This window comes from Candidatus Kuenenia sp. (genome assembly GCF_027493735.1).
Classification (GTDB): Bacteria; Planctomycetota; Brocadiia; order Brocadiales; family Brocadiaceae; genus Kuenenia; species Kuenenia stuttgartiensis_A.
In genome coordinates, this window is sequence record NZ_JAOSKF010000024.1 from 197,649 (window position 1) to 223,699 (window position 26,051).

The window sequence follows — 26,051 nt, forward strand, 5'->3', positions numbered from 1 at the left end:
TACGAACAAGCAAAGCGTGGCAATAAAATATTTTTTTATTATTTTGTTATAATCAGGCAGATTTACGTCTTAATCAGGACGCACGCCTCGCAGATGACGTTCAAAACGCAGTCAACATAGAAAACGGCATGCAATCTTTGAAGGGGAGCATTCCCGATTTTTTGTAAGTGTTCATGGAGTTGGGGCAAAACAACCCTGACAGGGTTTGAAACCCTGTCAGGGTTAACACTACTGTACGTTTTATTAAAACATGGCGGAAGTCACAAAAAATCGGGAATGCACCCCTTCAAAGGAAAGAGACCAGGCATGAATGATGGCATAGGTTTCACAAGCAAAAGTATATGGTGCTTGGCACAACAAGGGCGTAAAGATAACACAAAATAAAATTAATATCAAACAAAATTGGAGGGACACTTCCCATATCACATATACATATTCGAAAGGGGGAGTATTCCAGATTTTTTTGTGCTAAGACCCATAATCAATAAACCTGATATTCTCACATTAAATGTCTTTTTTAAAGGCAGGGTAAATTTTGGTAACACTTTAGTTCTATGAAACAAAAACGCTAGTTCCCAAGCTCCGGCTTGGGAACTAGCATTTTTGTTTTTTGAAAAATTCCAAAAATAGTGGTGTTTGCCGCATAATGTAGGGGGCGAAGCATTTGCTATAAATTGTTATAAATAAGTTCATACCCAAACGGGCAAATGCTCCGCCCCTACTAAAGTGTTACAAATAATGTGATATTTTGTACCAAATAAACTTAGACGTAGCATCTTGTAAAAAAATTCAAAGATATGGTGGATTAAGCGATAGTGAATCCACCATTCAATAGCATCATTATTGTTGGATTTAGCTTCGCAGTTGCAAGGCACGTCTTGCCACTACAATTTACATAAAAAACCCTGCCATGGTTAAAATAAAAAAGAATGCTTGCGATACAGATTGGCTGGATGAAAGGGAACGGGAGGAGTATAAAGACTTAATGGTAAAAGATGACAAAGAATTAGACACACTTATCAGGGAGGCGACCTCGACAGGGAGGCCGCTAAGTCAAGGGAAAAAAGCGGGTGTAAATGAAATATGGGAAGTGGTCATTTATTTTCCCGTAACATGTTCAGCATCAATTTACCATTGCAGTGAAAAAGCGTGTGGTGCTGTGTAATTGCCAGCACATAAAAAGGAATCTGTGCGTACTTTGCACAGATTCCTTTTTATTCATTAACAAATCAATGTTCTCTCACAGACTTTGATTCAGAATCCTGTTTAACATCATGAGTACCAGCTTCCATGCCGAGTTCCTTGAGTTTTCTCTCAATGTACTCAACCTCTTCAGCAGGTGCATGATGTGTGTCTAACCAGCCTGGATCTGGACAAAGATCGAAGATCGTCTTGCCAGGGTGATTCTTTACGATATATGGCCCGGTCAACTGATCCAGCCATTCGCCTGTTTTCCAGAACTGCTCAGGCTGCCATGAAATACCAACCTTCTTTTCCAAAGCAGCAAGCCTTCTTGCACGTGAAGCATTCTGCTTTACGTTGACCAACCAACGATCCATACCGAATGAACCGTCTGAGTAGGTAGCATCATTCCAGGAGCCGTGCGCCATGCCCTTGTAAATGTATGTCTGGAAGTAACCAACACTTTCAAAACAAAGCCTCTCCACATCAGTAACGTTTGACATTCTAAACTCTCCGGATTCGCCAGTCTTACCACCGTAAGCTTCTCCATCATGGTACGCGCCAATCTTCAAACTCCAGATGTGCTGACCTGACCAATCAGGACAAAGATCCTTTGGCATGGGGTCTAGTACACCGTCAATAAGAAGATCTTCCGCTACCTTGAATGTTTCACGATACTTCAAACTAGCGTCTTTAACAGACTCGTCCATCGCCTGCAAATTCTCGCGGGCGAATCTTGGTGAATGACAGTCGTCACAGATAGATACCCAACGGTCTCTCTTTTCCTTCCAGAGTGGTGCACCACGATCAGCCATCGACATACCCATACTGGTATATACGATACTTGCTCTCTGCACGTTATGATGCCCGCCCCTCATATGACAGTACTGGCAGGTAGGACCAACGTAATCAGCATCAGAAAGCTTCTTTGAGAAGTCAAACTGTTCCGTATCCCACTTGTTAACCTGATATACCGTACCATGAAGACCTATATCATAAGCTTCCCAATCCCTGTGATCTTTACCCCAGTGACAGGTCTTGCATTGCTCGGAGCGTCTTGCAACTGCCGGATCAAACTGATGCCTCTGGTGGCAAGTGCTGCACCTTTCTTCAGGGCTGGTATGGCAGAAAGTACAACCCGCTGTATCTCCGGGTGGCCTTTCAATTGACCATGCACACTCAACCTGAGCGAAACTGGAACAAGATGCGTGGGAACCAATTCCTCCCTGCCCTTGCTCATTGTACTGCGTTTCGTGACATTCCGCTGTCCCGCAAGCCTTTGATGAAGGCATAGTTAACTTCTGATGGTTGTTGCCGTGGCAGGTATCACAACCAGTTGGTGCCGGCTCTGCCTTTGAATGAGCACTCTTATTATAATCCCTTACAATGCCGGGAGTCATAACTGAGTGAAAAGCAACACACTGCTCCAGCTTAAATGTGCCCTTAATCGGGTTTGAAGGCCTTACCTCATCCCTGTTGTACATATAATCCGGGATGTAATAACGGTACGCAGGCAATGTCTTCCAAAACTTGCTGTATTTTTCCCGGGTATGGTGACCTCTGTGCATCTTTTTGGGTAACCCATATATTTTGCTTTCAAACCAGAGAAAAATACCTTACCACTATTATCAGGCTCCCCAGGCATACCATAAACTTCGTGTGGTACCCAGTGAGTGATAATTTCTACAGCCTTGGCTTCTTTCACCATAAGGCTTGAAACAGTACCTATAACGCCACAACCAATCAACGCTGATGCCAATGTAACTTTCAAAAATTTACGCATGATACTTCTCCTTTACAAAAATTCCTGTGTGGAATTAATTATCTCAACAAAAATTTTTTACAAAAACTAATATTATCAGGCATTGCGACAATCACCCCCTTACAAAAAGAACTTACACCTTTTTAAGAAAAGACTTTCGGTATCGGAAAATAGTTAAAAAGTATCCCAGCATTTTTACAAATTTTAAAAGATAAAAATCTTTCATTCACGAACTTAAGCATTTTATTAAAAAAAACATTGCGCTGGTTACACTGAACGCTATTAATACGTAAATAACAATTGGCGTTAAAAAGAAGCTGGAAATTATCAGGAATAGAAGCTTTAGTGTTCTGCAAGACGATGTCGTTGTAATCATCATATACACCCTTTCTTAATTGATTTTTACAAATAGAGTTGTCTGAAAAATTACTTAATCTGTATTTTTAAATAACAATCGTTGTGCCAATGGCATCAAAAATCCGTATATCCTTTTGTTTAGGCAAATTACGGCTTATACGATTACAAACAACGCCCTTCATGATACGTAGGTGCTTACGATAATTCGTTATTATTTACGGGATTTAATAAACATAAATAAATTGACGTTCAAGCAAATCCAAAATATTATAATCCAATTGAAAAACCGGTATGTTTTTGGAGTATTAACGATAGTGTGGAAAATGCATTGTTTTCGGATAAATAAAGGTTTATTAAAAATATGAATTTGGAATTCTTCCAATCTATCGCTATTTCCGTATCAAACGAACGTTCATTGGATGTGGTTTTTCGTAATATTGTAAATGGGCTTGCTGAAGACTCTAATGTTGTGCTTGCCAGGATTTGGCTCATTGCCCCTGGTGACATATGTCATACATGTTATTGGCGGAAGGGGTGTCCGGATCAAACTAAATGTTTGCATCTGGTTGCAAGCAATGGAAGATCACTCTATAGTGAAAAATGGCCAACGTCTATTAAAGGACGTTATAAACGATTTCCCCTTTACACGTATTCCCGGAAAAATGTTAGCGCCTCAGGGAAAATAGGCTATATAGGTGGAACCGGAAATGCTGTTTTACGCAATGATATCTATGAAAATCCGGATTGGTTATTGGACACTGAATGGGCGCAAAGAGAAAAAATAGCAAGTTTTGATGGGCAGCCGTTGGTGTTTCGAAATGAAACACTTGGTGTGCTTGCGCTTTTCAGCAGAAAAGAGTTGGATCAGGCATTGTTGATCATGCTCAGGACTTTTGCTTCGAACGCTGCCGCTGCCATCGCCAATGCAAGAGCATTTGAAGAAATAGAACAATTACATCAACAGTTGGAACTGGAAAATGAGTATCTCAGAGATGAAATCAAAGAAGCATATTCATTTGCGGATATTGTTGGCCAAGGTTCATCCTTACAAAAAACACTCCAACAAATAGAACTTGTGGCGCCAACTAACGCAACGGTTCTCATAAAAGGTGAAACCGGTACCGGAAAAGAACTTATTGCCCTGGCGATTCATCAACGTAGCAAACGAAAAAATAACCCGCTTATTAAAGTTAATTGTGCTTCAATCCCGAAGGAACTTTTTGAAAGTGAGTTTTTTGGACATATAAAAGGCGCTTTTACCGGGGCAATTAAGGACAGGGTTGGTCGTTTTCAACTTGCTGACGGAGGAACTATTTTCCTTGATGAAGTGGGAGAAATACCAATAGAGTTACAAGGCAAATTGCTTCGGGTGCTTCAGGAAGGGGAATATGAGATTATCGGAGAGGGAAAGACTCGTCGTGTTGATGTAAGGGTTATCGCCGCAACCAACAGAAATCTGGAAAAGGAGATGGAATCAAAACAGTTTCGGCAGGATCTTTATTTTCGTTTAAGCGTCTTTCCTCTTGAAATAGACCCTCTTCGTAAGAGAAAAGAAGATATACCTCTCCTGGCAAGACATTTTTTGAAGCAAAACTGCCGGAGTATTGGATTTAAAGAATTATTTCTGAAGAAAGAGCAGATTCTGCAACTTCAGAGTTATGATTGGCCAGGGAATATACGCGAACTGCAAAATGTTATTGAACGTGCAGTTATTTTATCAAGGGGTGGGGAGTTAAAATTAGATTTGCCGGAAGTATATATTATTAAAAAACCACCAAACCTCCCACAGCGTATTAAATCTTCCGGAGAACCCGGTGAGGTAATGACATCCGATGAATTGAAGTCTTTGGAAAAGGAAAATATTCTTGCCGCACTTATTAAAACAAATTGGAAAATTTCCGGGGCTGGAGGTGCGGCGGAACTTCTCGGAATGAAATCTACAACCCTATCATCTAAAATTAAAGCATTTGGGATTCAGAGGTGACCTTAATATTCAGGGGACACCATACTTAATTATTGATGAGATATTTATTGGGGATTGGAGGGGCGCTTCCCATATTTTTCGATATGCACGTTAAGGTGTGATTTTTTTCTCTGTATGCCCTGTATGCCAAAAAAAATAGCAAGAGTATGCGCTGTAAATTATCCGCACCATATCACCCAGCATGGAAACAATGGGGGAGACGTCTTTTTTGATGACGAAGATAAGGCGTTTTATCTAAAGATCCTCCGTTGCTATAGTAAAAAATTGGGTTTGGATATTTGGGCATCCTGTCTATGACAAACCACATCCATATACTTGTGACGCCTGAACAAGAAGAATCCCTTGCCAGAGGGATAGGCGGGACAAATCTGGTATACACACAATACATAAACCGCAAATATAAAAGAAGCGGCAGGCTATGGCAGAGTCGCTTTTATTCCACGATAATAGAAAAAATGCCATACTTATGGACGGTGATAAGATACATAGAACGAAATCCAGTAAAAGACGGGCTTGTAAAAAAGGCAGAGCCTACCTGCTTATAGGCATTACTTCAGATTAAGAAAGGCGCTGGGAGGTTACGATGGTTAAGGCAAAACATGATGTTGCTGTTCTTGAAAAATGCCCGACGGGCATCAGGGGTCTCGATGAGATCACGAAGGGAGGGCTTCCGAGAGGCAGGACAACCCTGATCTGCGGCGGTGCGGGTTCCGGCAAAACACTTTTCGCCATGGAGTTTCTCATGCGAGGCGTCAGGGATTACGGAGAACCCGGGGTCTTCATGAGCTTCGAGGAGACGCCGGAGGATCTCGCGAAGAACTTTGTCTCACTCGGTTTTGATCTCCCGGACATGATGTCGCGTGGTCTCATCGCAACGGACCACGTCAAAATCGAGCGAAGTGAGGTTGAAGAGACGGGTGAATACGACCTGGAAGGATTGTTCATCCGCCTGGGCAGCGCCATTGATTCCATCGGCGCGAAGCGGGTTGTCCTGGATACCATAGAAGCGCTTTTCTCCGGGTTGTCTAATGCCGCTATCATTCGGGCAGAGCTTCGCCGGCTTTTTCACTGGTTGAAAGAGCGCGGTGTGACGGCCATCGTCACGGGGGAAAGCGGCGACAAGATGCTGACACGTTACGGGCTCGAAGAATACGTCGCCGATTGCGTGATCTTCCTCGACTTTCGCATCGAGGAGCAAATTTCTACCCGTCGCCTGCGTATTGTCAAGTACCGCGGCTCGTCTCACGGCTCCGATGAGTATCCTTTCCTGATAGACGAGAGCGGCGTTTCTATCCTGCCAATCACTTCCCTGGGGCTCGACTACCCCGTTTCCACGGAGCGCATCTCCACTGGCATCCCCAAGTTGGATGCCATGCTTGACGGGAAGGGGTACTACCGGGGCAGTACCATCCTCGTATCAGGTACAGCGGGTACAGGCAAAACAAGTTTGTCTGCTGCCTTTGCCGATGCCGCTTGCCGGCGAGGTGAGCGCTGTCTCTATTTTGCTTTCGAGGAATCGCCCAGCCAGATCATCAGGAACATGGGTTCAATCGGCATGAATCTCGCCCGGTGGGTGAAGAAGGGGCTTCTCAAGTTTCATTCAGCCCGGCCTTCGCTTTACGGCCTTGAGATGCATCTTGTCACCTTCCACAAGGTGATCAATGAGTTCAATCCCCAGGTTTTCATTGTAGACCCGATCAGCAACCTGAGCGCTGCGGGAAAAGCATCGGAGGTTAAATCCATATTAACGCGCCTGATCGACTATTTGAAAATGAAAAAGATATCTACTTTCCTTACCGACCTCACCCATTTTGGAGGCAGCCTTGAACACACAAGCGAGGAGATATCCTCTCTGATCGATACATGGCTTCTCCTCCGGGATATCGAACTCAATGGTGAACGCAACCGGGGCATCTACATTTTGAAGTCACGCGGCATGGCCCACTCCAACCAGATTCAGGAGTTCCTGCTCACGAACCAGGGCATTGACCTTATCGATATCTATACCGGTCTTGGCGAGGTATTAACCGGCAGTGCCAGGGCCTCCCAGGAAGCCAGGGAAAAGGCCGCTGAGTTGGTACGCCGGCATGAGGCGGATCGCAGGTTCCGCGAGCAGGAGTGCAAGAGGAATGTCCTGGAAACAAAAATCGCAGCCCTCCGTGCCGAGTTTGATGCGGAATCTGAAGAGTTGCATTTGATGGCGGAAGGAGAGCGAAAAAGACAAGCTGTTCTGGCAGAAGGTCGTTTAGAAATGGCGCATCTTCGCAAGGAGGGGACATTCAGCAGTCCGGCGAAGCGCTCGAAAAAAAAGAGAGAAAGGAGGGTAAAGTGAAAGCTGTCTCATCAGGAAAGAGGAAGAAAGCAAAGACCGATTTTACGGAAGGGGTCTGGAATCTCCGGTTGTATGTAGCCGGTCAGACCCCGAAATCAATTACGGCCTTTGCTAATTTAAAGAGGATCTGCGAAGAGCACCTTGCGGGTAAATACTGCATTGAAGTGATAGACCTTTTAAAGAATCCTCTGCTTGCTAAAGGTGACCAGATTATTGCCATACCTACACTGGTAAGGAAGCTCCCTGAACCGCTTAAAAAGATTATCGGAGATCTGGCTAACACAGAGCGCGTGCTGGTGGGACTCGACATTCGTTCTGTCTCCGGAGGATAAAATCAACCCTTCGACTATCTCCGGTCTCAAGCCCGGGGTTTGCTCAGGGTTGATACGGATCGGCACTTTTACCTCGTCCTGAAGGCCGGGGCTTGGCAACGTCGAAGTATCAATTTTGGAGTAACAGCCATGGAGAGGAACAGAGGTAAAACGAGCACTGAGAAATTCGAAAAAGCGGCGACGAAGTTAGGCCAGGCAAAGCACGTTTTTCGGCTGTATGTTACAGGGATGACCCCAAAGTCAACCCGGGCAATCGCCAATGTCCGGAAACTCTGCGAGACATACCTGGCAGGGCGCTACGAACTCAACGTGATAGACATCTACCAGCAGCCCAATCTGGCCAAGGAAGAGCAGATTATCGCCACCCCAACGCTCATCAAAAAACTCCCACTGCCATTCCGGAGGTTTATCGGCGACATGTCGGATACGGAAAGGTTTCTTGCAGGCATAGGTCTGGAACCCAAAGAATTCATGAGTACGAACCAATGAGCAAATCGTATAGAACACGACAACAACTTTTGGATGAGTTGCAGGAACTTACGTCGCGGATGATGGAAGCGGAGGAAACTCTGCGCGCTATCCGGGGCGGTGAGGTGGATGGACTGGTTGTCTCAACGGCGGAAGGAGAGCGGGTCTTTACACTATCGGGCGCCGAGCATCCTTACAGAGTCATGGTCGAAACCATGAACGAAGGGGCCGTCACTCTGGCCTCCGACGGCACGATCCTTTTCTGTAACCAACGTTTTGCAGATATCGTCCAAAGATCTCTGGGAAAAGTAATGGGATCTTCAATCTACCAATACATTTCATCAACAGACCGCCAATTATTTGAGGCATTGGTTGAGCGGGGTTTGAAGGGGAACAGTAAGGCGGAACTGGCCTTGCAGACCGGAGGTGAAAATACTGCACCTGCCTTACTTTCCATAAGCACCCTTCAGCACACGGATATGCCCGCTGTGGTGTGCATGGTGGTTACCGACCTGACGGAACAAAAGCGCAATGAGGAGATGTTGGCGGAGGAAAAACTGACAACTCAAATCCTCAATCAAGCTGCGGAAATATTTGTTCTCTGTGACCCCCAGGGCCGTATACTCCGTGCAAGTCAGTCGACCAGTAGTCTCTTCGGTAGAAGCCCACTCTTCCAGGTGTTTGACGAGGCATTTCACCTCCTCTATCCAGACGGGATGCCATTTATCCTTCTCCCTGCAATGAGTGGCAAATTCCTTCACGCGGTTGAGGTCAATTTCAAGCATGGGGACAACGAGACTTATTCTTTTCTGTTGAGCGCAAACCCACTTATTACTCATAAAGGCGCCATCGGTATTGTTGTCGTAATGGTGGACATCACCGAGCGCAGGAAGATGGAAGACTCACGGCAAAAAGACCATGACAAACTCGAGCAGCAGGTGGAGGAGCGGACTCTCGAACTTCGGACGGCTCTTTCTGAAATAAAAACATTGAAAGACCGACTCGAGGCCGAGAATATTTACTTACGTCACGAGAACAAAAGGAGACATCACTTTGCCCAAATTCTTGGGCAAAGCGATAGTCTCAAGTATGTTCTCTATCGCGCGGAACAAGTTGCCCCCACGAATGCAACTGTCCTCATCCTTGGTGAGACCGGTACGGGGAAGGAGTTGATCGCTTTCGCCATCCATGACATGAGCCCCCGCAAGGAACGCCCCATGATCACGGTCAACTGTGCTGCCCTGCCGGGCAATTTAATTGAGAGCGAATTATTCGGCCGGGAGAAGGGGGCATTTACCGGGGCTGATACCCGGCGGATCGGCCGGTTCGAGGTCGCCAATGGTTCCACCCTTTGCCTGGACGAGATCGGGGAGCTGCCGCTGGAGTTGCAGGCAAAGCTACTCCGGGTGATTCAGCATAACGAGTTTGAGCGCCTGGGGTCGCCCCATACCATCAAAGTTGATGTACGGATAGTGGCAACGACCAATCGAAACCTTGAGGAAGAGATCCGCAATGGCCGTTTCCGGCAGGACCTTTACTATCGGCTCAACGTCTTCCCCATCACTGTCCCACCACTGCGGCAGCGGAAAGAAGACATCCCTCTGATGGTACACGCCTTCGTAGAGCGATACTCCAGGAAATTGGGCAAACAGATCACGTCGATCCAGAAGGAGGCGATGAAGGCGCTGCAGGATTATCCATGGCCTGGGAACGTCCGGGAGCTGGAGAGCATCATTGAGCGAGCCGTGATCTTGTGCCCCGGGCCGGTTTTGCAACTTGCAGATAAACTGGAGATTTCATCGCCCGCATTTTCATCCACCGTGAGGACATTGGAAGAGACGGAGCGAGACCAAATTCTTAAAATCCTTTCTGAAACCCGATGGCGCATCGAGGGAAAGAACGGGGCCGCAGCGATTCTGGGCATCCACCCGAGTACCTTAAGAGCGAGGATGCATAAACTCGGGATAGTCCGGCCGGAGACAAAAGAACCCAATTAGATTGTCCACCTCTCCACAAGGTATCCCTCAACATGTTGATGTCCCGCCAAATATTGAGGCTAAACGAATCATTTCATACTTTTCTGCCGTCCTCTACTATTAACCTAACCCCCTTGTTATTAAAGGATTAATCCACACTTCATATTTTCCATCGGCTATTGGCAGACCATTTGCCAGTAGTATCCTTATGATCCTCTTAAGCATACGAATGAATGTCCTTTCAGAGAAGCGCCTGGAGTTGTCACAGACGATCGCGTCACTATCCGGTTTCATAAGGATGGAGAAGGGATGCGAGAGCTGCGACTTCTACCAGAGTATCGAGGATGAAAATCGACTCTTTCTTCTTGAAGAATGGGATACCCGGAAGAACCTTATGGCCCACCTGAAGTCGGAACGTTTTAAGGTGATCCGGGGAGCGATGTGCCTTCTCAGAGAGCCTTATGAAATGATGTTCCACGCCGTTTTTCACCCGAAAGGGATGGAGGAGATTTACCCGAAGATCGGACGATCGTGCGACTGAGTAGGATTGGCGAAGGGATCCTGGCCGGAAGATTGACGTGTGTCCGGGGAAGAGAATTTTTGCATAGCCAGCAGTTTAATTACGGGGAAGACTGGGGGCAGAGTGCCAGCAGTCAAACCGAAAACAAAAGGAGGAATACCATGAAATCCAGTACGAATGACCAGGTAGAAGGCAAGTTTCACAAAGTGAAGGGCAAGATCAAGGAGATAGCCGGGAAAGTCAGTGAGAATCCCGGGTTGGAAGCCGAAGGCAAAGACGAAAAGAGAGCCGGTAAAGTTCAGGAAAAGATCGGCCAGGTCAAGAAAGTCATGGGGAAGTAAGAGTGCGGCGCGTATCATGCGTCGTCACACCTTTGAAGCCGCGGATGAGGTCGGATAGACGTTGATACCATTATACCGCTGGAGGGTAAGGGAAGGCATTACACCCATCATTTCAGCGAAGTTCTTTATATTGTTATCATGAGGAGAAATTATGGATAAAACAAATTTGATCAAGCGTTTTTTTGCAGTACTTTTTTTGGTTGGGTGGATTGCCGGCAGTCCAGGCTGTGCAGGTACCTCAACGCGTGAAAGCGTAGGGGAATATGTCGATAGTTCTGTTCTTACGTCCAAGGTTAAGGCGGCAATATTTAATGATCCTATGCTTAAGGTGCTCCAGATCAATGTTGAAACTTTCAAGGATGTCGTGCAGTTAAGCGGCTTCGTGGATTCCCCGGAGGCTGCTGCCAGGGCAGTGGAAGTAGCGAGATCTGTAGAGGGCGTCAGAGCTGTTGAAAACAAAATGTCCGTGAAATGAACGGGCGAAAAGCAAATGTATCCTGGAATGTACTTTACTTTAATCTTCTTTTTTCAACGGGAGAACGAATATGTCACTTGTTTCAATCTTAATCATAGTTCTGATCCTGATCTTTTTGGGAGTAATCCCCGCCTGGCCACATAGCCGGTCGTGGGGTTATACACCCGGCAGTGTGATCGGGGTAATAGTGATAATCATAGTAATACTGCTTTTATTGGGCAGAATCTAGTCGTAAGAGGAGGTTGGAAATGAAGCGGTGAACTTTGGAAAAAACTATCACAAGGTGGCTGCGAAAGGTCATGCCTTTTAAAGTAACGAACCATTTAAAGAAAGGAATATTACGATGGAAACGAAGGACGCGTATAAGCAAAAGATGGAGAAGCAACTGCAAGAGTCGAAGGCGCAGATTGACCTATTGGCTGCGAAGGCGGAGAATGCAGCGGCAGACGTGAAGCTCAGGTACGCTCAGGAACTCGATAAACTACGCGACAAACAGCGTATTGCCTCTGAAAAGCTGAAGGCGGTGGAGGAAGCAGGTGACGATGCGTGGGAGAAGGTCAAGGCGACCACGGATAAGGTTGTGGATGACCTTCAGGCGGGTATCGCCCACGTAGTTTCCTATTTCAAGTAAAGTAATGGCCGCACGTAAGGCTTCGTTTATGTACAAGATTGTGAATTTGTTGTAAGCCCCGCAACTTTACCGGGAATGTTCCTGTGAGTTCGGGATAATCTTCCTAACAATAGGCGAAGAGAGAAATGTTAAAGAAATATGGAGTAGGTCTGGTATTTATTGGTGCACTGATGTTTGGTGTTGGTGCGGTAAATACAGTGTTGGTTGGCTCTGTTATGGCTACAAGTCATGAAGAGGGACGTGAATGCGAAAAATGCGGACACTTGCCAACAAAACCTGAAAATGATTGCAAATGTGTATGTCACGCAAAGAAGGGTTATTAATATCCCGGACAAAGACATACATCATCTTTTGCTGTATCAATGGGTCAGCTAAATCCTGCAATCAGTTATCAACTGATTGCAGGATAAGGTTGAAAACGGATATATAAGGAAAGGCTTTTTGTGGATATGAGAAAGAGTTGTTTTGTGTGTTAATCGGGTGTGAAGTGAAGTGCCTGGATGGTTTTTAATGGTTTATTGTATCAGAAAGGATATAAAAATATGAAAAGAATTGGATTAATGGTAGCACTATTTGTCTCTATGTTTTTTATGACGTCTTGTAACAAGAAGACGCCTGAAAAAGGGGAAACCAAAGTATCGACAGAAGAGGTCAAACGTGAAACAGGTGAAGCCCTTGAAACAAAAAAAACTTACCTGACACAGCAAAAAGAAAAATACCAGAAGGATGCTGAATCAACATTGAACTACCTCAGTGATAAGATAAAAGACCTTCAGGCAAAGGCCGGGCAAGCAGGGGCAGATACCAAGGCAAAGTACAATGAGATAATTGAAGGATTACAAAAGAAGCAAGGAGAAGCACAAGATAAATTAAATGAACTCAAATTGAAAAGCGCTGACGCCTGGGAGGATGTTAAATCCGGAATGGATGCAGCCCTGGAAAGTTTGAAGAGTTCTTATAATGATGCTGTTTCTCATTTCAAATAATCTTCATACAGGTAAGAGAAAATTATGAAGACCAGGAAGATGATTTACCATCTTATTTTGTGTATTTTAGCGGATCTTGTGAAACAAGAAGAGCAAACATTCACAAGTTTTGCAAAAATTAAAATCAAGGCAGTGATTTGCTATATCAAGGCCATTCGATTTATACGGCGAATATGCATCGGTATAGTACTCTTAATTTTGAGTTTAGTGGTAATGATCAGTGGTTTTATATTTTTACATGTGGCGTTTCTTTATTATTTTCCTTTGAGTAAAGAAGTAAAGATGTTCGTTATCTTTTCCCTCGGTATTGTCTATTTTCTGGTTCCGCTAGGGGTTCTTCTTTACTTTACTTCACAGAGATTTTGGATGAAATTTTCGAAAGCAAGTACATTGATACAAAAAGTTTTGGATACGGTTTCTGAAGATAAAAAATAAATGAGAAAGGAGAGGGCATGGCGGATAACCAAACTACAGAAAAAGCGGGAGACATATTAAAAATTGACGAAGCGCTTGGATTGCTGGATAGAGAATTAAAAGGAAAGAGCGGTGAGATTAATCGGTTGATTAGTGAAAAATATTCAAATCTCAAAGAGATTATGAGTGGAGCAACACACACGGGCAGGGAAGCGATAGAAAAAACATGTCATACTTTGGAAGAGGCTGTTAAGAGAGGAGAGGAGAAAACGAAAGAAATAGGGATGGAAATTGATCGAAAAGTTCATGCTAATCCATGGTTGGCGGTAGGCATTGCTGCCGTTAGTGGTTTCCTCTTATGCTATATCATAGAAGCAGGCAAACGTTCAAAGTGATTAGCAGGTTTTTCGTTCTTTGATAATGCATTTTGCAAGCGAGAATTTAAGCCGGGAATTAATGCCTGCTTAAATTAGTCCTTCGGCGGCTTTTTAAAGTAAAGCAAAGAGCCTCTTTACTCTAAATTCGCAACATTGAATTTCCTATATGTTGGAATATTCAAAACTGAAAAAGATTCAGGAATAGGTAAAAAATCGTAACTATTCAGCGTAAACGATACACGGCTCGTTCCCAAACTCCAGTTTGGGAATGCATTTGTTCGAGAAACTCCGGTTTCTCGCCTGTTTGCTGATAGATAGGGAATAAAATCACAGGGTTAAGACAGTTTGTAATTTGTCAAGTCAGACCCTCACTGGAAACAAAGTTTCCAGTGCCATTACGTTCCCAAACAGGCACTTCACTATGTTCAGTACAAGGTTTGGGAACGAGTTGCGCTCTGATCTCCGGTAGTTTAATAAATTACGCTGAATAGTTACAAAAAATCAGGAATAATCTAAACACTTAACCTAATATAACGGAGAATTACTATGCTTTTAGTTATAGCTGCTGTGTTGATCATATTGTGGATTCTGGGTCTGGTCACTTCCACCACCCTGAGCGGTTTCGTTCACATTCTTCTGGTGATCGCAATCGTGGTCATCGTGATTAATATCATTCGCGGACGAAGACGTCCGTGACTATTTTGTGGGGCCCGGTATGAAAAACAGTATCGGTTCCTCTCCCCTGGTGCCTGGCGCCAAGGGATCAGTTTGGTATTTTAATTTGAAAGGAGGTAGGCATATGTTTAAGAAAATTGGCATTACAGCGGTGTTTGTAAGTGCGTTACTGTTTAGTGCTGGTGTCGCTAGTACCTTTGCAAGAAATTCTGATTGTCCGGACAGTTGCAAGTGCCCGGACAATGTAAAATGTGCAAAAGATTGCACAAAGGACAAAACAGATCATTGTACGTGCAAACATTAGTATATTTTAAAATTATTTTGTCATAGGATTTTTTTTTACGAAAACTTTGATAAGCCCAGCAATCTTACCGGGAATGTTCCAGGTGGTTCGGGTTAAACTCTTTAACAAGAGAAGGAGAAGTAAATGTCAGATAAATGTACAGACGAGAGGAAAAATATTAATATTGCTCAGGTACCGGCTGTAGTTAAGGCTGCAATTGAGAAGGAAACTGCCGGCTGCACCATCAAGAAAATAGTGAAAAAAGAGGCCGATGGCAAAACGTGTTATGCAGTCGAGTGTGTAAAGAACGGTGTGGAAAAAAAGCTCAAATTTACAGAAGAAGGCTCTATTGTGACAGACAAAGGGGAAAAACCCAAGAGTGGCGCAGGTACTAGCTGTTGTTAAAGCTAAATTGAGAAGGAAACTGCATCCTGCAATCAGTTATTAACTGATTGCAGGATAAGGAGGCCGTAAAAAAAACGAAATATGACGCGGATAAGTAATGGCCTGGGAATTTTTTATTATACCGTAGTAATCGGCAGTCTATCGTCGGCAAATTGCAGACTGAGGACTGAGTGGTAACACCATTTCACTGAAATTATTTATGGATATTTATTTCACCAAAAGACCAAAAAAGGAGGTACCATGCTTAGCAGACGAGAATTTTTAACACTGGCAGGCGTGGGTGGAGCAGCAATCGTACTTAATTTTAACAACCCTTTACATGCAGAAATAAAAAAGGAGACGGAAATTATGACATACACCGCAAAGGATTATTCGCAACTCATCGGGATGGAGGGATTCAGCGAAACACTTTTGAAAAACCACTTTACCCTCTATCAGGGATATGTAACAAACACAAATAAGGTACTCGATACTCTCGGTCAGATGTTGAAGGAGGGAAAGACGGCAAGCCCTGAGTTTGCAGAATTGAAGAGACGGCTTGGGTGGGAATTTAATGGGATGAGGCTCCATGAATATTATTTTGAAAATCTTGGCAAGAAAAAAGGCGGCATGAACAAGGAAGGAACGCTTGCCAAAAAGATGACAGCGGAATTTGGCAGTTATGAGATGTGGGAAAAGGATTTCAGGGCAGTAGGAAGTATGAGGGGAATCGGGTGGGCAGTCCTCTATCAGGATAGTGCCAGCGGGAGGCTCATTAACTTCTGGATAAATGAACACGATGTTTCTCATCCTGCAGGATGCAATCCCATATTGATCCTGGACGTATTTGAACATGCCTTTATGATAGATCACGGTCTAAAGAAGGCGGATTATATTGAGGCATTCTTTAAGAACATTGACTGGTCAGTCGCAGAAGCAAGGCTAAAATAAAAGGGAGGATTTTTTTATGAACAAAGTAGTCTCGCTTGCAATACTTGCCGTGGGTATCCTGTTTATAATTTTAGGCGTCAGCGCAACGAAGTCGTTTAGTTCCGACATTTCCCGGTTTTTCACCGGCTCACCCACCGACAAGGCGATATGGATGTTGATCGGCGGCGCTGTAGCTGTAATTGTGGGGTTGGTGGGACTGCGGAGTTGGTCAAAGGGAAGTTAAGCGTGTTGGTCCTGTTTTTATGACTATACCCATGAAGACCATAAAAGGTGGGTTTTAAATTGACAGTGGGGTGTCACGGACAAACCCTGTTTGTTCATGTTGAGCTTGTACGACATTATCTATAAACCCTGTTAAAAAGTCAGGAAGAGTCCTTGTCCTCACAAACTGAGCTTTCTTTCTCACATGGTAAATCACAAATTGTGATACTCTTGAGAATATAATTGAAAGGTGAAAAGAAATGAGTAAAACTAAAGTCTTAACTACAGCGGCAGGCATACCTGTCTGCGATAATCAGACTTCCCTCACCGCCGGAGAACGCGGCCCGACGTTGTTACAAGATCACCATCTTCTTGAAAAATTGGCGCATTTCAACCGTGAACGTATCCCTGAGCGTGTTGTCCATGCAAAAGCAGCCGGTGCACATGGTACTTTCATCGTTACCAAAGACATCACCCGATACACAAAAGCCAGCATCTTTTCGGAAGTTGGGAAAAAAACCGATGTATTTGGCCGATTTTCTACTGTGGCAGGGGAAAAAGGCTCTGCTGATACGGTTCGGGATGTCAGAGGCTTTGCATTGAAATTCTACACTGAAGAAGGCAATTGGGATATGGTAGGAAACAATACTCCCGTGTTTTTTGTACGGGACGCCATAAAATTCCCCGATTTCGTTCATACCCAGAAACGTGAACCTCAAACCAATCTAAGGTCAAAAACCATGATGTGGGATTTCTGGTCGCAGGTTCCGGAATCATTGCATCAGGTAACTATTCTGTTTTCAGATCGCGGCATCCCCATGGGCATCCCCTTTATGCATGGTTTCGGGAGTCATACCTACAGCTTTATCAATGCGGACAATGAACGTTTTTGGGTGAAGTTTCACTTCAAGACTCAACAGGGCATTCGGAATATGACTCCGGAAAATGCAGACCGTATTGCAGGGGAAGATGCCGACTACCATACACGTCTGTTATTTGAAACTATCGGGAGTGGGGATTACCCTAAGTGGACATTTTATGTCCAGGTAATGCCGGAATCTGAAGCGGAAACGTACCGGTGGAATCCGTTTGATTTAACCAGGATATGGTCGCATAGTGACTATCCTTTGATAGAGGTTGGGGTATTGGAGATGAACCGCAATCCCTCGAACTATTTTGCCGAAGTCGAGCAGTCTGCTTTTTCTCCTGCTAACGTTGTTCCCGGTATTTCTTTTTCTCCCTGTAAAATGCTCCAGGGACGTATTTTTGCCTATGCAGATGCCCATCGGTATAGACTAGGCGTGAACTTTGGGCATCTACCGATAAACCGTCCGCTTGCCACGGCAGCAAACACCTATCAGCGGGATGGCTCAATGAGATTCGATGACAACGGCGGAGCTTCCGTAAATTATGAGCCGAACAGTTTCGGAGGACCCAAAGCAGACCACGCGTATAATGAGCCGCCGCTGAAAATTTCAGGTGACGCGAATCGCTATGAACAGAAAAGAGGTATTGATGATGATTTCGTCCAACCCGGAAATCTCTTCCGGCTGTTGCCGCCTGACGAACGGAAACGGCTCATTGAAAACATTGTTGCAAGTCTTAGAAAAACGCCGAAAGACATCCAGGAAAGGATGGTTCCGTATTTTTACAAAGCAGATGAGGCTTATGGAGAAGGTGTTGCAAAGGGACTAGGGCTTTCATAAGAGAATAATACGTTCTCCTCTTGAAGCGGAAATAGAAAGGATAGGTAAAATGATCTATAAAAGCATAAAGAAAAACATAGGGTTTGGCTTCCTCGCACTCTTTGGGTGCTGTTTGTTCTTGCCCACCCTTGCTAATGCACGGGTGGGTATAACGGCTACCGATAAAAAATATATTATTCTGCAAGCCGTCATCATGTTTCATTTGCAACACCCAGAAACGATGAAAATGGTTTTATAACCATATCATATTGCGGTACCTGTGCTTGAGCTATTTTTTGTAGTTTTACTTTCGAGTCGAAAACATCTGGCATTTCTGTTTCTGTACCGGTTCAAATGTATAGGGCCATCCAAAAGGTATCAGATTGTAATTTACAAGGTCTCTGCTTGTCATTGCAGGGGGGGCTCCGCTTGTCATTGCGAGGGTCTTTTCCGAAGCAATCAATATACTACGAGATATTTTGTGACATAAGAGACGCCATATCGCGGGAGAAAGAAGCAAATTAAGGGTGGCTCAAGGGCTAAAAAAATAGAATTAATTAATGGAATGAATGCAGGATGGAAGGATCTCTATTACGGTTTATGAGGTTGCTTCGGAAAAGACCCTCGCAATGACAAGCTGAAAAAAAGACCCTCGCAATGACAAAACGGATACCCGCGTAATGGCAAAATGAGTCATCAGTCATCATGTTTCATTTGCAACACCCAGAAACGATGAAAAATGGTTTTATAACCATATCATATTGCGGTACCTGTGCTTGAGCTATTTTTTGTAGTCTTATTTTCGAGCCAGATGACTGGTTTGGCAGGTTTAATTGTAATTTAGATGCATCAGGTTGTGTGTTTGGATGCTACGTAGACGTAGCAAATGATGAGAGAATAAAAGGAGGTATTCCGAAAGACCGATCACTTGGGAATAAACAACTTACCGGCAAAAATGATATTAGGGAATATGCTTAGAAGTCTTCGTAAATAACTTGAACAGATTAAAAGACCGCTGTATCGCAGATGCACGGTTAGCAAAGAGACATTATATAATCAAACACGGGAAAGGAGTATATCATGCAAGGCAACGAGTTGATAGAAGTTGATACAAACGTCCGTCTCCACATACGGGACTGGGGGCAAGGCAAGACAATCGTGTTCATTCCCGGATGGCCACTAAGCCTTGAGATGTATGAGTATCAGTTTACGCAGTTGCCTAAGCATGGTTATCGTTGCGTGGGTATTACGCTGCGCGGCTTCGGCAAATCGTCCAAACCCTGGGGAGAATATACCTATGATGTCTTTGCGGATGATGTCAGGAAGGTGCTTGAGGCGCTTGACCTGCGCGACGTCACACTGGCCGGTTTTTCAATGGGTGGTGCTATTGCCCTGCATTACATGGCCCGCCACAAGGGGGAGAGAGTATCAAAACTGGCTCTCTTTGGTGCGGCAGCACCGAGCTTCGTCAAAAGACATGGTTTCCAATACGGTCTGGAGTCAGCAGCCGTTAATGGTTTTATAGAGTTGTGCTATGCAGATAGAGCAAAGCTTAATGAGGATTTTGGCAAAATCTTTTTCCGCAGCGAGAATGCAGTGAGTCCGAAGCTTGGCGAGTGGTTTCACAATATGGGAATGGAAGCATCTCCTCATGCTACCGCAGCCAGTCTTATTGCACTGCGGGATACTGATCTGCGTGGTGACATGGCAAAGGTCAACGTGCCGACTATGATTTTACACGCCACGCAGGACAAGATATGCCTTTTTGAACTGGCGGAAGCAATGGCGGCAGGAATTAAGGGGGCAAAACTGATAGGATTCGAGAAAAGCGGGCATGCCCTGTTCTACGAAGAGAAAGAGAAGTTCAACAAGGAGCTTGCGAACTTTGTTGGCTAATGCGGTATGTTTTAGTTGATACCAATTTCGGGGGTACTAATGAAGCCCCGTTACCTCGGAAACAAAAGAGCTTTTAATAGGAGCATTCCCGATTTTTTGTAACCGTTTGTGTGATTAGGGCAAAACAAGGCTGCCAGGGGTTAATACTACTTTACGTTTCATTAAAACATGGCAGAAGTCACAAAAAACCAGGAATGCACCTGTATCAACCCCACAAGGGCATGAAAGCTGCAGGGATATGGCAAGCTTGTCCCCCGCTGGCGGGGGATTAAGGGGGTGGAATTGTCTGCGGAGCGTGGGAAAGAGGGGCGAATTCGTTTTCATAATAAAGGGGTAGTTGAATCGGTGGAGAAATCCAGTCCACCCCCTGCACCCCCGCCAGCGGGGGACATAGTTTGAACAGGAGCATTCCCGATTTTTTGTAAAAATGCCATTAGCAGGGGGAAGGGGAAGAATAGTACCACAAGCATCCAGCTTGAGGGTAAAATACAACAAGCAGGATGCTTGTGTCACAATGTACAATTAGTTAACCAAAAATCGGGAATGCTCCCCTTTTAATATTGATATGGCCGGGTGGCATGGGCAAACGGGTTTTACCCGTGCCATTCTTATAAAACTCACATTTTGTGTAACAATTTAGTTTTTTGAAAAAGTAGGGACGAAGCATTTGCCGGTTTAGGTATGAACGCATTTATGACAATTTATAGCAAATGCTTCGCCCCTACTTTAATTTAACCTTCATTTTTTAACGGGAGCACGAATATGTCACTTAGCACAATATTAATCGGAGCTCTGATTCTGGTCATTTTGGGCGTAATCCCAACCTGGCCATATAGTCGGTCGTGGGGTTATAAACCCGGCTTTGTTTTTGGGATGGTGCTGATTATCGTACTGATCCTGATTTTGTTGAGCAGGAGCTAGTCGCAGGAGGAGATTGAAAACGAGAAGGACACGATTTGTCACGAATCATTTTAAGGAAAGGAATGTACTATAGAAACGAAAGGCGTGTATAAGCATAAGCAAAAGATAAAGAAACAATAGCAAGGGTTGAAAGCGCAGGCCTGCATGTCTGAAGTATAAGTTCCCTGAATAACCATTCTGGGAAGTCTATCCCGATGTACAATTAGAAAAGGAGGAAAGAAAAGATGAAGGTAATTGATTTTTTGCAAGTAAGGTATTTTAAGAAAAAAATGCTGCTTCTCGTAATTGTTCTGGGGATGATGACCGTTCTAGTACAATGTGCTTCGGTCTCTCAGAGATGGCCGGAAAATGAAAGAAGAACTGAGGATCGAATGTTTTTGCTTCAACAGGAAATTGGCAAGGGGTTGGGGTCCGGTGAATTAACCCTTGATGAGTCTCAGGAATTTGTGGTAAAACTTGATAATCTCCGAAGGGATTACACTGTGCTGAGAGAAAGAAAGACTACGCAAGAGGAATGGGCGCCCCTTCTCACGAAACTGGAAGATATGGAGAAGGAGGTTAAGGTGGTGCTCGCCTATCCTTCAAGAATCGATGAGACAAAACTCGAGGATCGGATGATCGTGCTCCAGAGGAGGCTCGACGATGGGATGCTTATTGGAAGATTGCGGCGTGTCCAGGGAAGGGACTTTCAATTGAGATTAGATGATATACGAAGGGAATTTTTGCAACGAATAAAAGACCGACCCTTAACCACCGAGGAAAAAGGAGAGACCTCCAGCCGCCTTGATTTACTTGAAAGCGATGTAAACAATGCTTTGTAAAATCGTAGCTCATGAGTTGGGGAAATCCTGGTAGACTCCCGTTTATGTTGCCCGAACCCTGTGGGACTTTTCTTGATGTTTTAGCATTTCAAAATTGCGGCTGTAGAGCGAAGTGCCACTTCGCTCTACATGAGAAGTCGCCGTAGGCCTAATTTACCGTTAAGGGATTTCAATGTTTCAATGTAAGGGTTGAAAATCTTCAACCCCTACGTTCAGTATCCATGAAAAGTTGCCGAAGGCCTAATTTATAAGGTTGGGTCGGGGAACGAAACCCAACATACATGGTTGAAGTATCAGTTTCCTGAATAAACAATCTGAAAAATCTACATCGATGTACAATTCAGAAAGGAGGAAAAGAAAGATGAAGGCAATTGATTATTTGAAATATTTGAAAGGAGGGTATTTTAAGAAAAAGATATTACTTATTGCAATTGTTCTGGGGATGACGACCGTTCTGGTACAATGTGATTTGGTTTATCATTCTCAAAGATGGCCTGAAAACGAAAGGAAAACCGAGGATCGAATGTTTTCGCTTCAGCAGACGATTGGCAATGGGTTGGGATCTGGTGAGTTAACCCATAACGAGGCACAGACTTTTCTGATAAAACTTGATAATCTCCGCAGGGATTATACGGTGCTGAGGGAAAGAAAGACCACGCAGAAAGAATGGGATCCCCTTATCGCGACACTGAACGAGCTGGAAGGGGAGGTCAAGAAGGTGCGTGCCTATCCTTCAAGAATCGATGAGACAAGGCTCGAGGATTGGATGATCGTACTCCAGAGGAAGATTGACGATGGGATGCTGATCGGAAGATTGCCGCGTGTCCGGGGAAGGGATTTCCAATTGAGATTAGATGAAGTCCGAAGGGAATTTTTGCAACGGATAAAAGGCCAACCCCTTACCTCCGATGAAAAAGGCGAAATTTCCGGACGCCTTGATACACTTGAAAGTGATATAAACAATTTTTGGTAAAATCGTAGCCCATGGGTTGGGGAAATCTCAGCATACTCCCGTTTATATAGTTTGTATTTAATAAAGGAGATATAAATGATGAAATTTGGCAAGAATGTAATGGTAGCGTTAGCAATAAGTGCTCTGATTGCAGGGTTAGCCGGCTGCCAGAAAAAAGAGGGTTCGGTGGAGAGCGCAGGCAAGGAATTAGATAAGGCCTTAGAAAAAGCCGGGCAACAGGCCGAAAAGGCTGGTGAGAAAATTCAGGACGCTGCAAAATAGTACTACAAATGCGTTTTGGATAATTGAAAACGTGAGGTTATAAGGTTAAACGGTTGAGAAGTTGGGAATGTATATGTTAAATCCCAACTTCTCTCCTTTCATTATTTTTCATGGAAAGGAAACGAAAATGAAAAGTTTTATTGCAAGTCTCATATTTATAGTAATATTTGTTTTGAGCGGAAACGTTTCTTCTGAAGAAAATAAACAAGCTGAGAGCCATGAGTCATCGCAGGATGCTAAGGACAACAGTCTGGAAAAACAAGACAATGAAAAGGTTCAGAAGGTAAAATATGTAATCGATTTTTCGAATTATTCAGGCGGTACTGTCCGTAAATGGTTGGAATCGAAGGGGTTTTATTGTGAGGGTGCAGCTAAGTATCATCCGGAAATTGAATTATCCATTCAGAAGGGTATGTTGTTTATTAAAACCAAGCAACCCGTCAGAGGTTTTCTTGTTTTTAAGGATGTCATTATTCCGAAAGTTTCTAAAGTGCGCATTGAATGGGGAATCAGTAAATACCCGAATGATGCTAACTTTGAGAGCGGAAATAGGAATCAGGCTTTGGGTTTATATATATTTTTTGGTCCAGAAAAATTGTCCAGTGGGTATTTTATGATACCGGATTTACCTTATTTCATAAGCCTGTTTCTCGGCGAAGCTGACGAAATTAACATACCTTACAAAGGGAAATATTTTCACGACAGTGGGCGTTTTGTCTGTGTAGGTAATCCGGAACTTAATGAAACGGTAATTTCAGAGTTTGATTTGACTAGTGCGTTTCAAACATATTACAAAGAAGAAGCTCCTGCAATATCTGCTTTATGTCTTGAGGTTGACACTACTACAACGGAGGGTGGAGGAAAAGCCGAGGCTTATATTAAACGCATTGAATTCCTCGAATAAACAACATGCGCGAGACTATACATTGGCTGCGAGAAAACAGAAAGGATCGCTGTGTAAATAGAGGATGTTGTCTCAAACAAGTGTACTCCCAATAAAACGCCAGACAGAAAAACTAATGGTGCGCTGCACCAGAAAGGACGTAAAAGTATGAAAAAGATTGAATTTGTGGTAGCAATATTTGTCCCTCTGCTTTTATGGTCTTATAGAGGGACACTTCCCATATTTTTTGACATGCACTTTAAGGTGTGATATTTTCCTCTGTATGCCCTGTATGCCAAAAAAATAGCAAGAGTATGCGCAAGGAAAAAGAATCGGGTGTAAATTAAATATGGGAAGTGTCCCTCTATTTCGACCTATGAACGAAGTTTACTTGTGAATTATAAATCTACCGTTAAAGGGGCGAACTTCACGTGTTACCTGTTCGAATAAGGCATCTTCGGCAATATCCATATCATACCGGCTTTGCAGGTTCATCCAATAGCGCGGGCTTTGACCAAAATAGCGCCCTAAACGCAAGGCAAGCTCTGCAGTTACCGGACGTTTGCTATGTACCACATGATTGATCCTCATGGCAGGCACACCTAAATCCTGTGATAGCCGGTATTGTGATATTTTTAATTCATCGAGTAATTCTTTCAGATATACCCCAGGGTGAACTGGAGTAATACGACGTTTAGCCATTATGTAACCTCCTTAATGATAATCAACAATTTCGACCTCTTCTGCGTTACCATTACGCCACTCAAAACAAATACGCCATCTATCATTGATTCGAATGCTATACTGCTCCTTACGTTCGCCCTTTAACGCCTCAAACCGGTTTGATGGTGGCAGGTGCAAATCTTTAAGATGGATGGCTGCATCAATCGCATTGAGCTTTGCAAATGCGCGCATTTGCATATCACGAGGAAACCTTCGTTGAATATTCGCGGTAGAATATTTTTCGAGTCTCACGACAACGGAATGATTTTATCATTGAGAGATAATAAACATAATGTTTATTATCGTCAAGAAAAAATTACGTTGGAATTGTAGGGAATTGTAGGGACATTTCCCATATTTTTTGACATGCACGTTAAGGTGTGATATTTTCCTCTGTATGCCCTGTATGCCAAAAAAATAGCGAGAGTCTGCGCTGTGAATTATCTGCACCATATCACCCAACGTGGAAACAATCGGGGAGACGTCTTTTTTTGACGATGAAGACAAGGCGTTTTAATCTAAAGACCCTCAGTGGCTATAACAAAACAGGGAGGCCGCTTGGCACAGAGCGATTTGTAAAAAAGCCTGAGAAAGCGCTTGATCGTGGCCTTTTGCCAAAGAAGGCCGGTAGGCCAAGGAAAAGGAAAAGGAAAAAGAATCGGAGGTAAATTAAATATGGGAAGTGTCCCTTTAATAAATTGTGTAGTGAAAAAAGAACAATATGTTTGTTTGGTATGTGGTTATAACATAGTAGGATATTATCCTGATAATTGTCCTTTCTGTGGTGCCCCTAAGGAAAAATTTATTACTTCAGCGGAATGTTCTGCGAAATTTAAAGTCATGGGAACCCCTGTGAACGAAAAGGTAACCCGCTTGAACTCCTTCCCCGCCCTTGGATTGGAACATGCTGCTTATCGTATCGAGACAGGAGATAAGTCTTTTTGGATAGACTGCCCTTCCTGCTTTGACAATCGTCTTGAGCCTGTTGATGCAATCATCTTTACCCATCACCATTTTCTTGGTGCGAGTAACCAGTACCGTGAATTTTTTAAATCCCAGGTACGCATACATGACCTGGATTCTGCCCACAGAATCTGTGCAGGTTTCACCTTTGATGTAAAGTTTAAAGAGAATTTTTTTGAAAAAGGCATAGAAGCCTTCCATAGCGGAGGGCATACCCCCATAAGCGCTAACTTGTTTTATTGACAAATTTTATTCATCATGGTATTTTTATGTTAATTATCCCGCTAATCACTC

General features: G+C 43.9%; 30 protein-coding genes and 1 pseudogene. 28 read left to right on the plus strand and 3 right to left on the minus strand.

The window, feature by feature from the left end; translation table 11 throughout:
- The first annotated feature begins 910 nt into the window (after window positions 1–910).
- Window positions 911–1,165 carry a hypothetical protein gene (locus M5U24_RS18085; RefSeq protein ID WP_099324500.1) on the plus strand — a complete coding sequence of 85 codons (255 nt, stop codon included), beginning with the start codon at window positions 911–913 and terminating at the stop codon, window positions 1,163–1,165.
- Window positions 1,166–1,229: 64 nt separating this feature from the next.
- Here the strand turns inward: M5U24_RS18085 and M5U24_RS18090 are convergent.
- Window positions 1,230–2,965: pseudogene (locus M5U24_RS18090) on the minus strand (hydrazine dehydrogenase).
- A gap of 697 nt (window positions 2,966–3,662) precedes the next feature.
- Between M5U24_RS18090 and M5U24_RS18095 the strand changes: the two are divergent.
- The 25 genes from M5U24_RS18095 (at window position 3,663) to M5U24_RS18215 (ending at window position 24,092) form a co-directional block, all read left to right on the plus strand.
- Window positions 3,663–5,285, plus strand: a complete 1,623-nt coding sequence (locus M5U24_RS18095; RefSeq protein ID WP_099324502.1) for a sigma 54-interacting transcriptional regulator — start codon at window positions 3,663–3,665, stop codon at window positions 5,283–5,285.
- Window positions 5,286–5,578: 293 nt separating this feature from the next.
- Window positions 5,579–5,830: a transposase gene (locus M5U24_RS18100; protein WP_099324503.1), complete on the plus strand. Its 252-nt coding sequence runs from the start codon at window positions 5,579–5,581 to the stop codon at window positions 5,828–5,830.
- 38 nt (window positions 5,831–5,868) lie between these two features.
- Entirely contained in the window at window positions 5,869–7,617 is a 1,749-nt protein-coding gene (gene kaiC / locus M5U24_RS18105; RefSeq protein WP_099324504.1) for a circadian clock protein KaiC, read from the plus strand.
- The gene (locus tag M5U24_RS18110; RefSeq protein WP_099324505.1) at window positions 7,614–7,949 is read left to right on the plus strand and encodes a circadian clock KaiB family protein; all 336 of its coding nucleotides are present in this window, start codon (window positions 7,614–7,616) and stop codon (window positions 7,947–7,949) included. Before kaiC ends, M5U24_RS18110 begins: the two co-directional genes overlap by 4 nt.
- Window positions 7,950–8,078: 129 nt before the next feature.
- Window positions 8,079–8,438: a circadian clock KaiB family protein gene (locus M5U24_RS18115; RefSeq protein WP_099324506.1), complete on the plus strand. Its 360-nt coding sequence runs from the start codon at window positions 8,079–8,081 to the stop codon at window positions 8,436–8,438.
- Window positions 8,439–8,497: 59 nt separating this feature from the next.
- Entirely contained in the window at window positions 8,498–10,414 is a 1,917-nt protein-coding gene (locus tag M5U24_RS18120; protein ID WP_205713373.1) for a sigma 54-interacting transcriptional regulator, read from the plus strand.
- Window positions 10,415–10,622: 208 nt separating this feature from the next.
- Complete coding sequence (locus M5U24_RS18125; RefSeq protein ID WP_157820414.1) at window positions 10,623–10,934, plus strand: antibiotic biosynthesis monooxygenase family protein; 312 nt, start codon at window positions 10,623–10,625, stop codon at window positions 10,932–10,934.
- Window positions 10,935–11,074: 140 nt separating this feature from the next.
- Entirely contained in the window at window positions 11,075–11,254 is a 180-nt protein-coding gene (locus M5U24_RS18130; RefSeq protein ID WP_099326992.1) for a CsbD family protein, read from the plus strand.
- A gap of 151 nt (window positions 11,255–11,405) precedes the next feature.
- Complete coding sequence (locus M5U24_RS18135) at window positions 11,406–11,729, plus strand: BON domain-containing protein (RefSeq protein ID WP_099324509.1); 324 nt, start codon at window positions 11,406–11,408, stop codon at window positions 11,727–11,729.
- Window positions 11,730–11,799: 70 nt separating this feature from the next.
- Window positions 11,800–11,958: a DUF3309 family protein gene (locus tag M5U24_RS18140; RefSeq protein WP_099324510.1), complete on the plus strand. Its 159-nt coding sequence runs from the start codon at window positions 11,800–11,802 to the stop codon at window positions 11,956–11,958.
- Window positions 11,959–12,072: 114 nt separating this feature from the next.
- On the plus strand, window positions 12,073–12,360 hold the full coding sequence (locus tag M5U24_RS18145) for a hypothetical protein (protein WP_099324511.1): 288 nt from the start codon (window positions 12,073–12,075) through the stop codon (window positions 12,358–12,360).
- A gap of 125 nt (window positions 12,361–12,485) precedes the next feature.
- Window positions 12,486–12,683, plus strand: coding sequence for a hypothetical protein (locus M5U24_RS18150; RefSeq protein WP_099324512.1), 198 nt, complete (start codon window positions 12,486–12,488; stop codon window positions 12,681–12,683).
- Window positions 12,684–12,902: 219 nt separating this feature from the next.
- Window positions 12,903–13,346, plus strand: coding sequence for a hypothetical protein (locus M5U24_RS18155; RefSeq protein WP_157820415.1), 444 nt, complete (start codon window positions 12,903–12,905; stop codon window positions 13,344–13,346).
- 24 nt (window positions 13,347–13,370) lie between these two features.
- Window positions 13,371–13,781 (plus strand): hypothetical protein, encoded by a 411-nt coding sequence (locus tag M5U24_RS18160; RefSeq protein ID WP_298203185.1) that lies wholly within the window; start codon window positions 13,371–13,373, stop codon window positions 13,779–13,781.
- Between the two features lie 17 nt (window positions 13,782–13,798).
- Complete coding sequence (locus M5U24_RS18165; RefSeq protein WP_099324514.1) at window positions 13,799–14,155, plus strand: DUF883 family protein; 357 nt, start codon at window positions 13,799–13,801, stop codon at window positions 14,153–14,155.
- A 1,084-nt stretch (window positions 14,156–15,239) separates the two neighbouring features.
- A complete protein-coding gene (locus tag M5U24_RS18170; protein ID WP_099324516.1) occupies window positions 15,240–15,500 on the plus strand; it encodes a hypothetical protein in 261 nt (86 codons plus the stop codon).
- 240 nt (window positions 15,501–15,740) lie between these two features.
- A complete protein-coding gene (locus M5U24_RS18175; protein ID WP_157820417.1) occupies window positions 15,741–16,430 on the plus strand; it encodes a Fe-Mn family superoxide dismutase in 690 nt (229 codons plus the stop codon).
- 16 nt (window positions 16,431–16,446) lie between these two features.
- Entirely contained in the window at window positions 16,447–16,653 is a 207-nt protein-coding gene (locus tag M5U24_RS18180) for a DUF3185 family protein (RefSeq protein WP_099324517.1), read from the plus strand.
- Window positions 16,654–16,891: 238 nt separating this feature from the next.
- On the plus strand, window positions 16,892–18,337 hold the full coding sequence (locus tag M5U24_RS18185) for a catalase (protein WP_099324518.1): 1,446 nt from the start codon (window positions 16,892–16,894) through the stop codon (window positions 18,335–18,337).
- Between the two features lie 49 nt (window positions 18,338–18,386).
- Window positions 18,387–18,575, plus strand: a complete 189-nt coding sequence (locus tag M5U24_RS18190; RefSeq protein ID WP_099324519.1) for a hypothetical protein — start codon at window positions 18,387–18,389, stop codon at window positions 18,573–18,575.
- 821 nt (window positions 18,576–19,396) lie between these two features.
- Entirely contained in the window at window positions 19,397–20,212 is an 816-nt protein-coding gene (locus M5U24_RS18195; protein ID WP_164994609.1) for an alpha/beta hydrolase, read from the plus strand.
- Between the two features lie 1,145 nt (window positions 20,213–21,357).
- The gene (locus M5U24_RS18200; protein WP_298203190.1) at window positions 21,358–21,954 is read left to right on the plus strand and encodes a hypothetical protein; all 597 of its coding nucleotides are present in this window, start codon (window positions 21,358–21,360) and stop codon (window positions 21,952–21,954) included.
- A gap of 361 nt (window positions 21,955–22,315) precedes the next feature.
- Window positions 22,316–22,927 (plus strand): hypothetical protein, encoded by a 612-nt coding sequence (locus M5U24_RS18205; protein ID WP_298203191.1) that lies wholly within the window; start codon window positions 22,316–22,318, stop codon window positions 22,925–22,927.
- Between the two features lie 75 nt (window positions 22,928–23,002).
- Window positions 23,003–23,188 carry a hypothetical protein gene (locus M5U24_RS18210; RefSeq protein WP_099324424.1) on the plus strand — a complete coding sequence of 62 codons (186 nt, stop codon included), beginning with the start codon at window positions 23,003–23,005 and terminating at the stop codon, window positions 23,186–23,188.
- Between the two features lie 127 nt (window positions 23,189–23,315).
- A complete protein-coding gene (locus M5U24_RS18215; protein WP_099324423.1) occupies window positions 23,316–24,092 on the plus strand; it encodes a hypothetical protein in 777 nt (258 codons plus the stop codon).
- 366 nt (window positions 24,093–24,458) lie between these two features.
- Here M5U24_RS18215 and M5U24_RS18220 read toward each other — a convergent pair whose 3' ends face one another.
- The gene (locus tag M5U24_RS18220) at window positions 24,459–24,773 is read right to left on the minus strand and encodes a HigA family addiction module antitoxin (protein WP_099324422.1); all 315 of its coding nucleotides are present in this window, start codon (window positions 24,771–24,773) and stop codon (window positions 24,459–24,461) included.
- Window positions 24,774–24,785: 12 nt separating this feature from the next.
- Complete coding sequence (locus tag M5U24_RS18225; RefSeq protein ID WP_298203194.1) at window positions 24,786–25,046, minus strand: type II toxin-antitoxin system RelE/ParE family toxin; 261 nt, start codon at window positions 25,044–25,046, stop codon at window positions 24,786–24,788.
- A 239-nt stretch (window positions 25,047–25,285) separates the two neighbouring features.
- On the opposite strand from M5U24_RS18225, the gene M5U24_RS18230 reads away from it, so the two are divergent.
- Both M5U24_RS18230 and M5U24_RS18235 read left to right on the plus strand, forming a co-directional pair.
- Window positions 25,286–25,462, plus strand: coding sequence for a hypothetical protein (locus M5U24_RS18230; RefSeq protein ID WP_164994612.1), 177 nt, complete (start codon window positions 25,286–25,288; stop codon window positions 25,460–25,462).
- 7 nt (window positions 25,463–25,469) lie between these two features.
- Window positions 25,470–26,000: a rubredoxin-like domain-containing protein gene (locus M5U24_RS18235; RefSeq protein WP_298203196.1), complete on the plus strand. Its 531-nt coding sequence runs from the start codon at window positions 25,470–25,472 to the stop codon at window positions 25,998–26,000.
- Window positions 26,001–26,051: the final 51 nt, after the last annotated feature.

Excerpts from the sequence above, each read along its gene's own strand:
- M5U24_RS18085 (WP_099324500.1), top strand. The coding sequence starts at position 911 with ATGGTTAAAATAAAAAAGAATGCTTGCGATACAGATTGGCTGGATGAA.
- M5U24_RS18210 (WP_099324424.1), top strand. The coding sequence starts at position 23,003 with ATGATGAAATTTGGCAAGAATGTAATGGTAGCGTTAGCAATAAGTGCT.
- M5U24_RS18190 (WP_099324519.1), top strand. The coding sequence starts at position 18,387 with ATGATCTATAAAAGCATAAAGAAAAACATAGGGTTTGGCTTCCTCGCA.
- M5U24_RS18095 (WP_099324502.1), top strand. The coding sequence starts at position 3,663 with ATGAATTTGGAATTCTTCCAATCTATCGCTATTTCCGTATCAAACGAA.
- M5U24_RS18145 (WP_099324511.1), top strand. The coding sequence starts at position 12,073 with ATGGAAACGAAGGACGCGTATAAGCAAAAGATGGAGAAGCAACTGCAA.
- M5U24_RS18115 (WP_099324506.1), top strand. The coding sequence starts at position 8,079 with ATGGAGAGGAACAGAGGTAAAACGAGCACTGAGAAATTCGAAAAAGCG.
- M5U24_RS18170 (WP_099324516.1), top strand. The coding sequence starts at position 15,240 with ATGTCAGATAAATGTACAGACGAGAGGAAAAATATTAATATTGCTCAG.
- kaiC (WP_099324504.1), top strand. The coding sequence starts at position 5,869 with ATGGTTAAGGCAAAACATGATGTTGCTGTTCTTGAAAAATGCCCGACG.
- M5U24_RS18175 (WP_157820417.1), top strand. The coding sequence starts at position 15,741 with ATGCTTAGCAGACGAGAATTTTTAACACTGGCAGGCGTGGGTGGAGCA.
- M5U24_RS18195 (WP_164994609.1), top strand. The coding sequence starts at position 19,397 with ATGCAAGGCAACGAGTTGATAGAAGTTGATACAAACGTCCGTCTCCAC.
- M5U24_RS18215 (WP_099324423.1), top strand. The coding sequence starts at position 23,316 with ATGAAAAGTTTTATTGCAAGTCTCATATTTATAGTAATATTTGTTTTG.
- M5U24_RS18220 (WP_099324422.1), bottom strand. The coding sequence starts at position 24,773 with ATGGCTAAACGTCGTATTACTCCAGTTCACCCTGGGGTATATCTGAAA.
- M5U24_RS18120 (WP_205713373.1), top strand. The coding sequence starts at position 8,498 with ATGATGGAAGCGGAGGAAACTCTGCGCGCTATCCGGGGCGGTGAGGTG.
- M5U24_RS18180 (WP_099324517.1), top strand. The coding sequence starts at position 16,447 with ATGAACAAAGTAGTCTCGCTTGCAATACTTGCCGTGGGTATCCTGTTT.
- M5U24_RS18205 (WP_298203191.1), top strand. The coding sequence starts at position 22,316 with ATGAAGGCAATTGATTATTTGAAATATTTGAAAGGAGGGTATTTTAAG.
- M5U24_RS18135 (WP_099324509.1), top strand. The coding sequence starts at position 11,406 with ATGGATAAAACAAATTTGATCAAGCGTTTTTTTGCAGTACTTTTTTTG.
- M5U24_RS18130 (WP_099326992.1), top strand. The coding sequence starts at position 11,075 with ATGAAATCCAGTACGAATGACCAGGTAGAAGGCAAGTTTCACAAAGTG.
- M5U24_RS18150 (WP_099324512.1), top strand. The coding sequence starts at position 12,486 with ATGTTAAAGAAATATGGAGTAGGTCTGGTATTTATTGGTGCACTGATG.
- M5U24_RS18125 (WP_157820414.1), top strand. The coding sequence starts at position 10,623 with ATGAATGTCCTTTCAGAGAAGCGCCTGGAGTTGTCACAGACGATCGCG.
- M5U24_RS18185 (WP_099324518.1), top strand. The coding sequence starts at position 16,892 with ATGAGTAAAACTAAAGTCTTAACTACAGCGGCAGGCATACCTGTCTGC.
- M5U24_RS18200 (WP_298203190.1), top strand. The coding sequence starts at position 21,358 with ATGAAGGTAATTGATTTTTTGCAAGTAAGGTATTTTAAGAAAAAAATG.
- M5U24_RS18100 (WP_099324503.1), top strand. The coding sequence starts at position 5,579 with ATGACAAACCACATCCATATACTTGTGACGCCTGAACAAGAAGAATCC.
- M5U24_RS18165 (WP_099324514.1), top strand. The coding sequence starts at position 13,799 with ATGGCGGATAACCAAACTACAGAAAAAGCGGGAGACATATTAAAAATT.
- M5U24_RS18155 (WP_157820415.1), top strand. The coding sequence starts at position 12,903 with ATGAAAAGAATTGGATTAATGGTAGCACTATTTGTCTCTATGTTTTTT.
- M5U24_RS18160 (WP_298203185.1), top strand. The coding sequence starts at position 13,371 with ATGAAGACCAGGAAGATGATTTACCATCTTATTTTGTGTATTTTAGCG.
- M5U24_RS18140 (WP_099324510.1), top strand. The coding sequence starts at position 11,800 with ATGTCACTTGTTTCAATCTTAATCATAGTTCTGATCCTGATCTTTTTG.
- M5U24_RS18235 (WP_298203196.1), top strand. The coding sequence starts at position 25,470 with ATGGGAAGTGTCCCTTTAATAAATTGTGTAGTGAAAAAAGAACAATAT.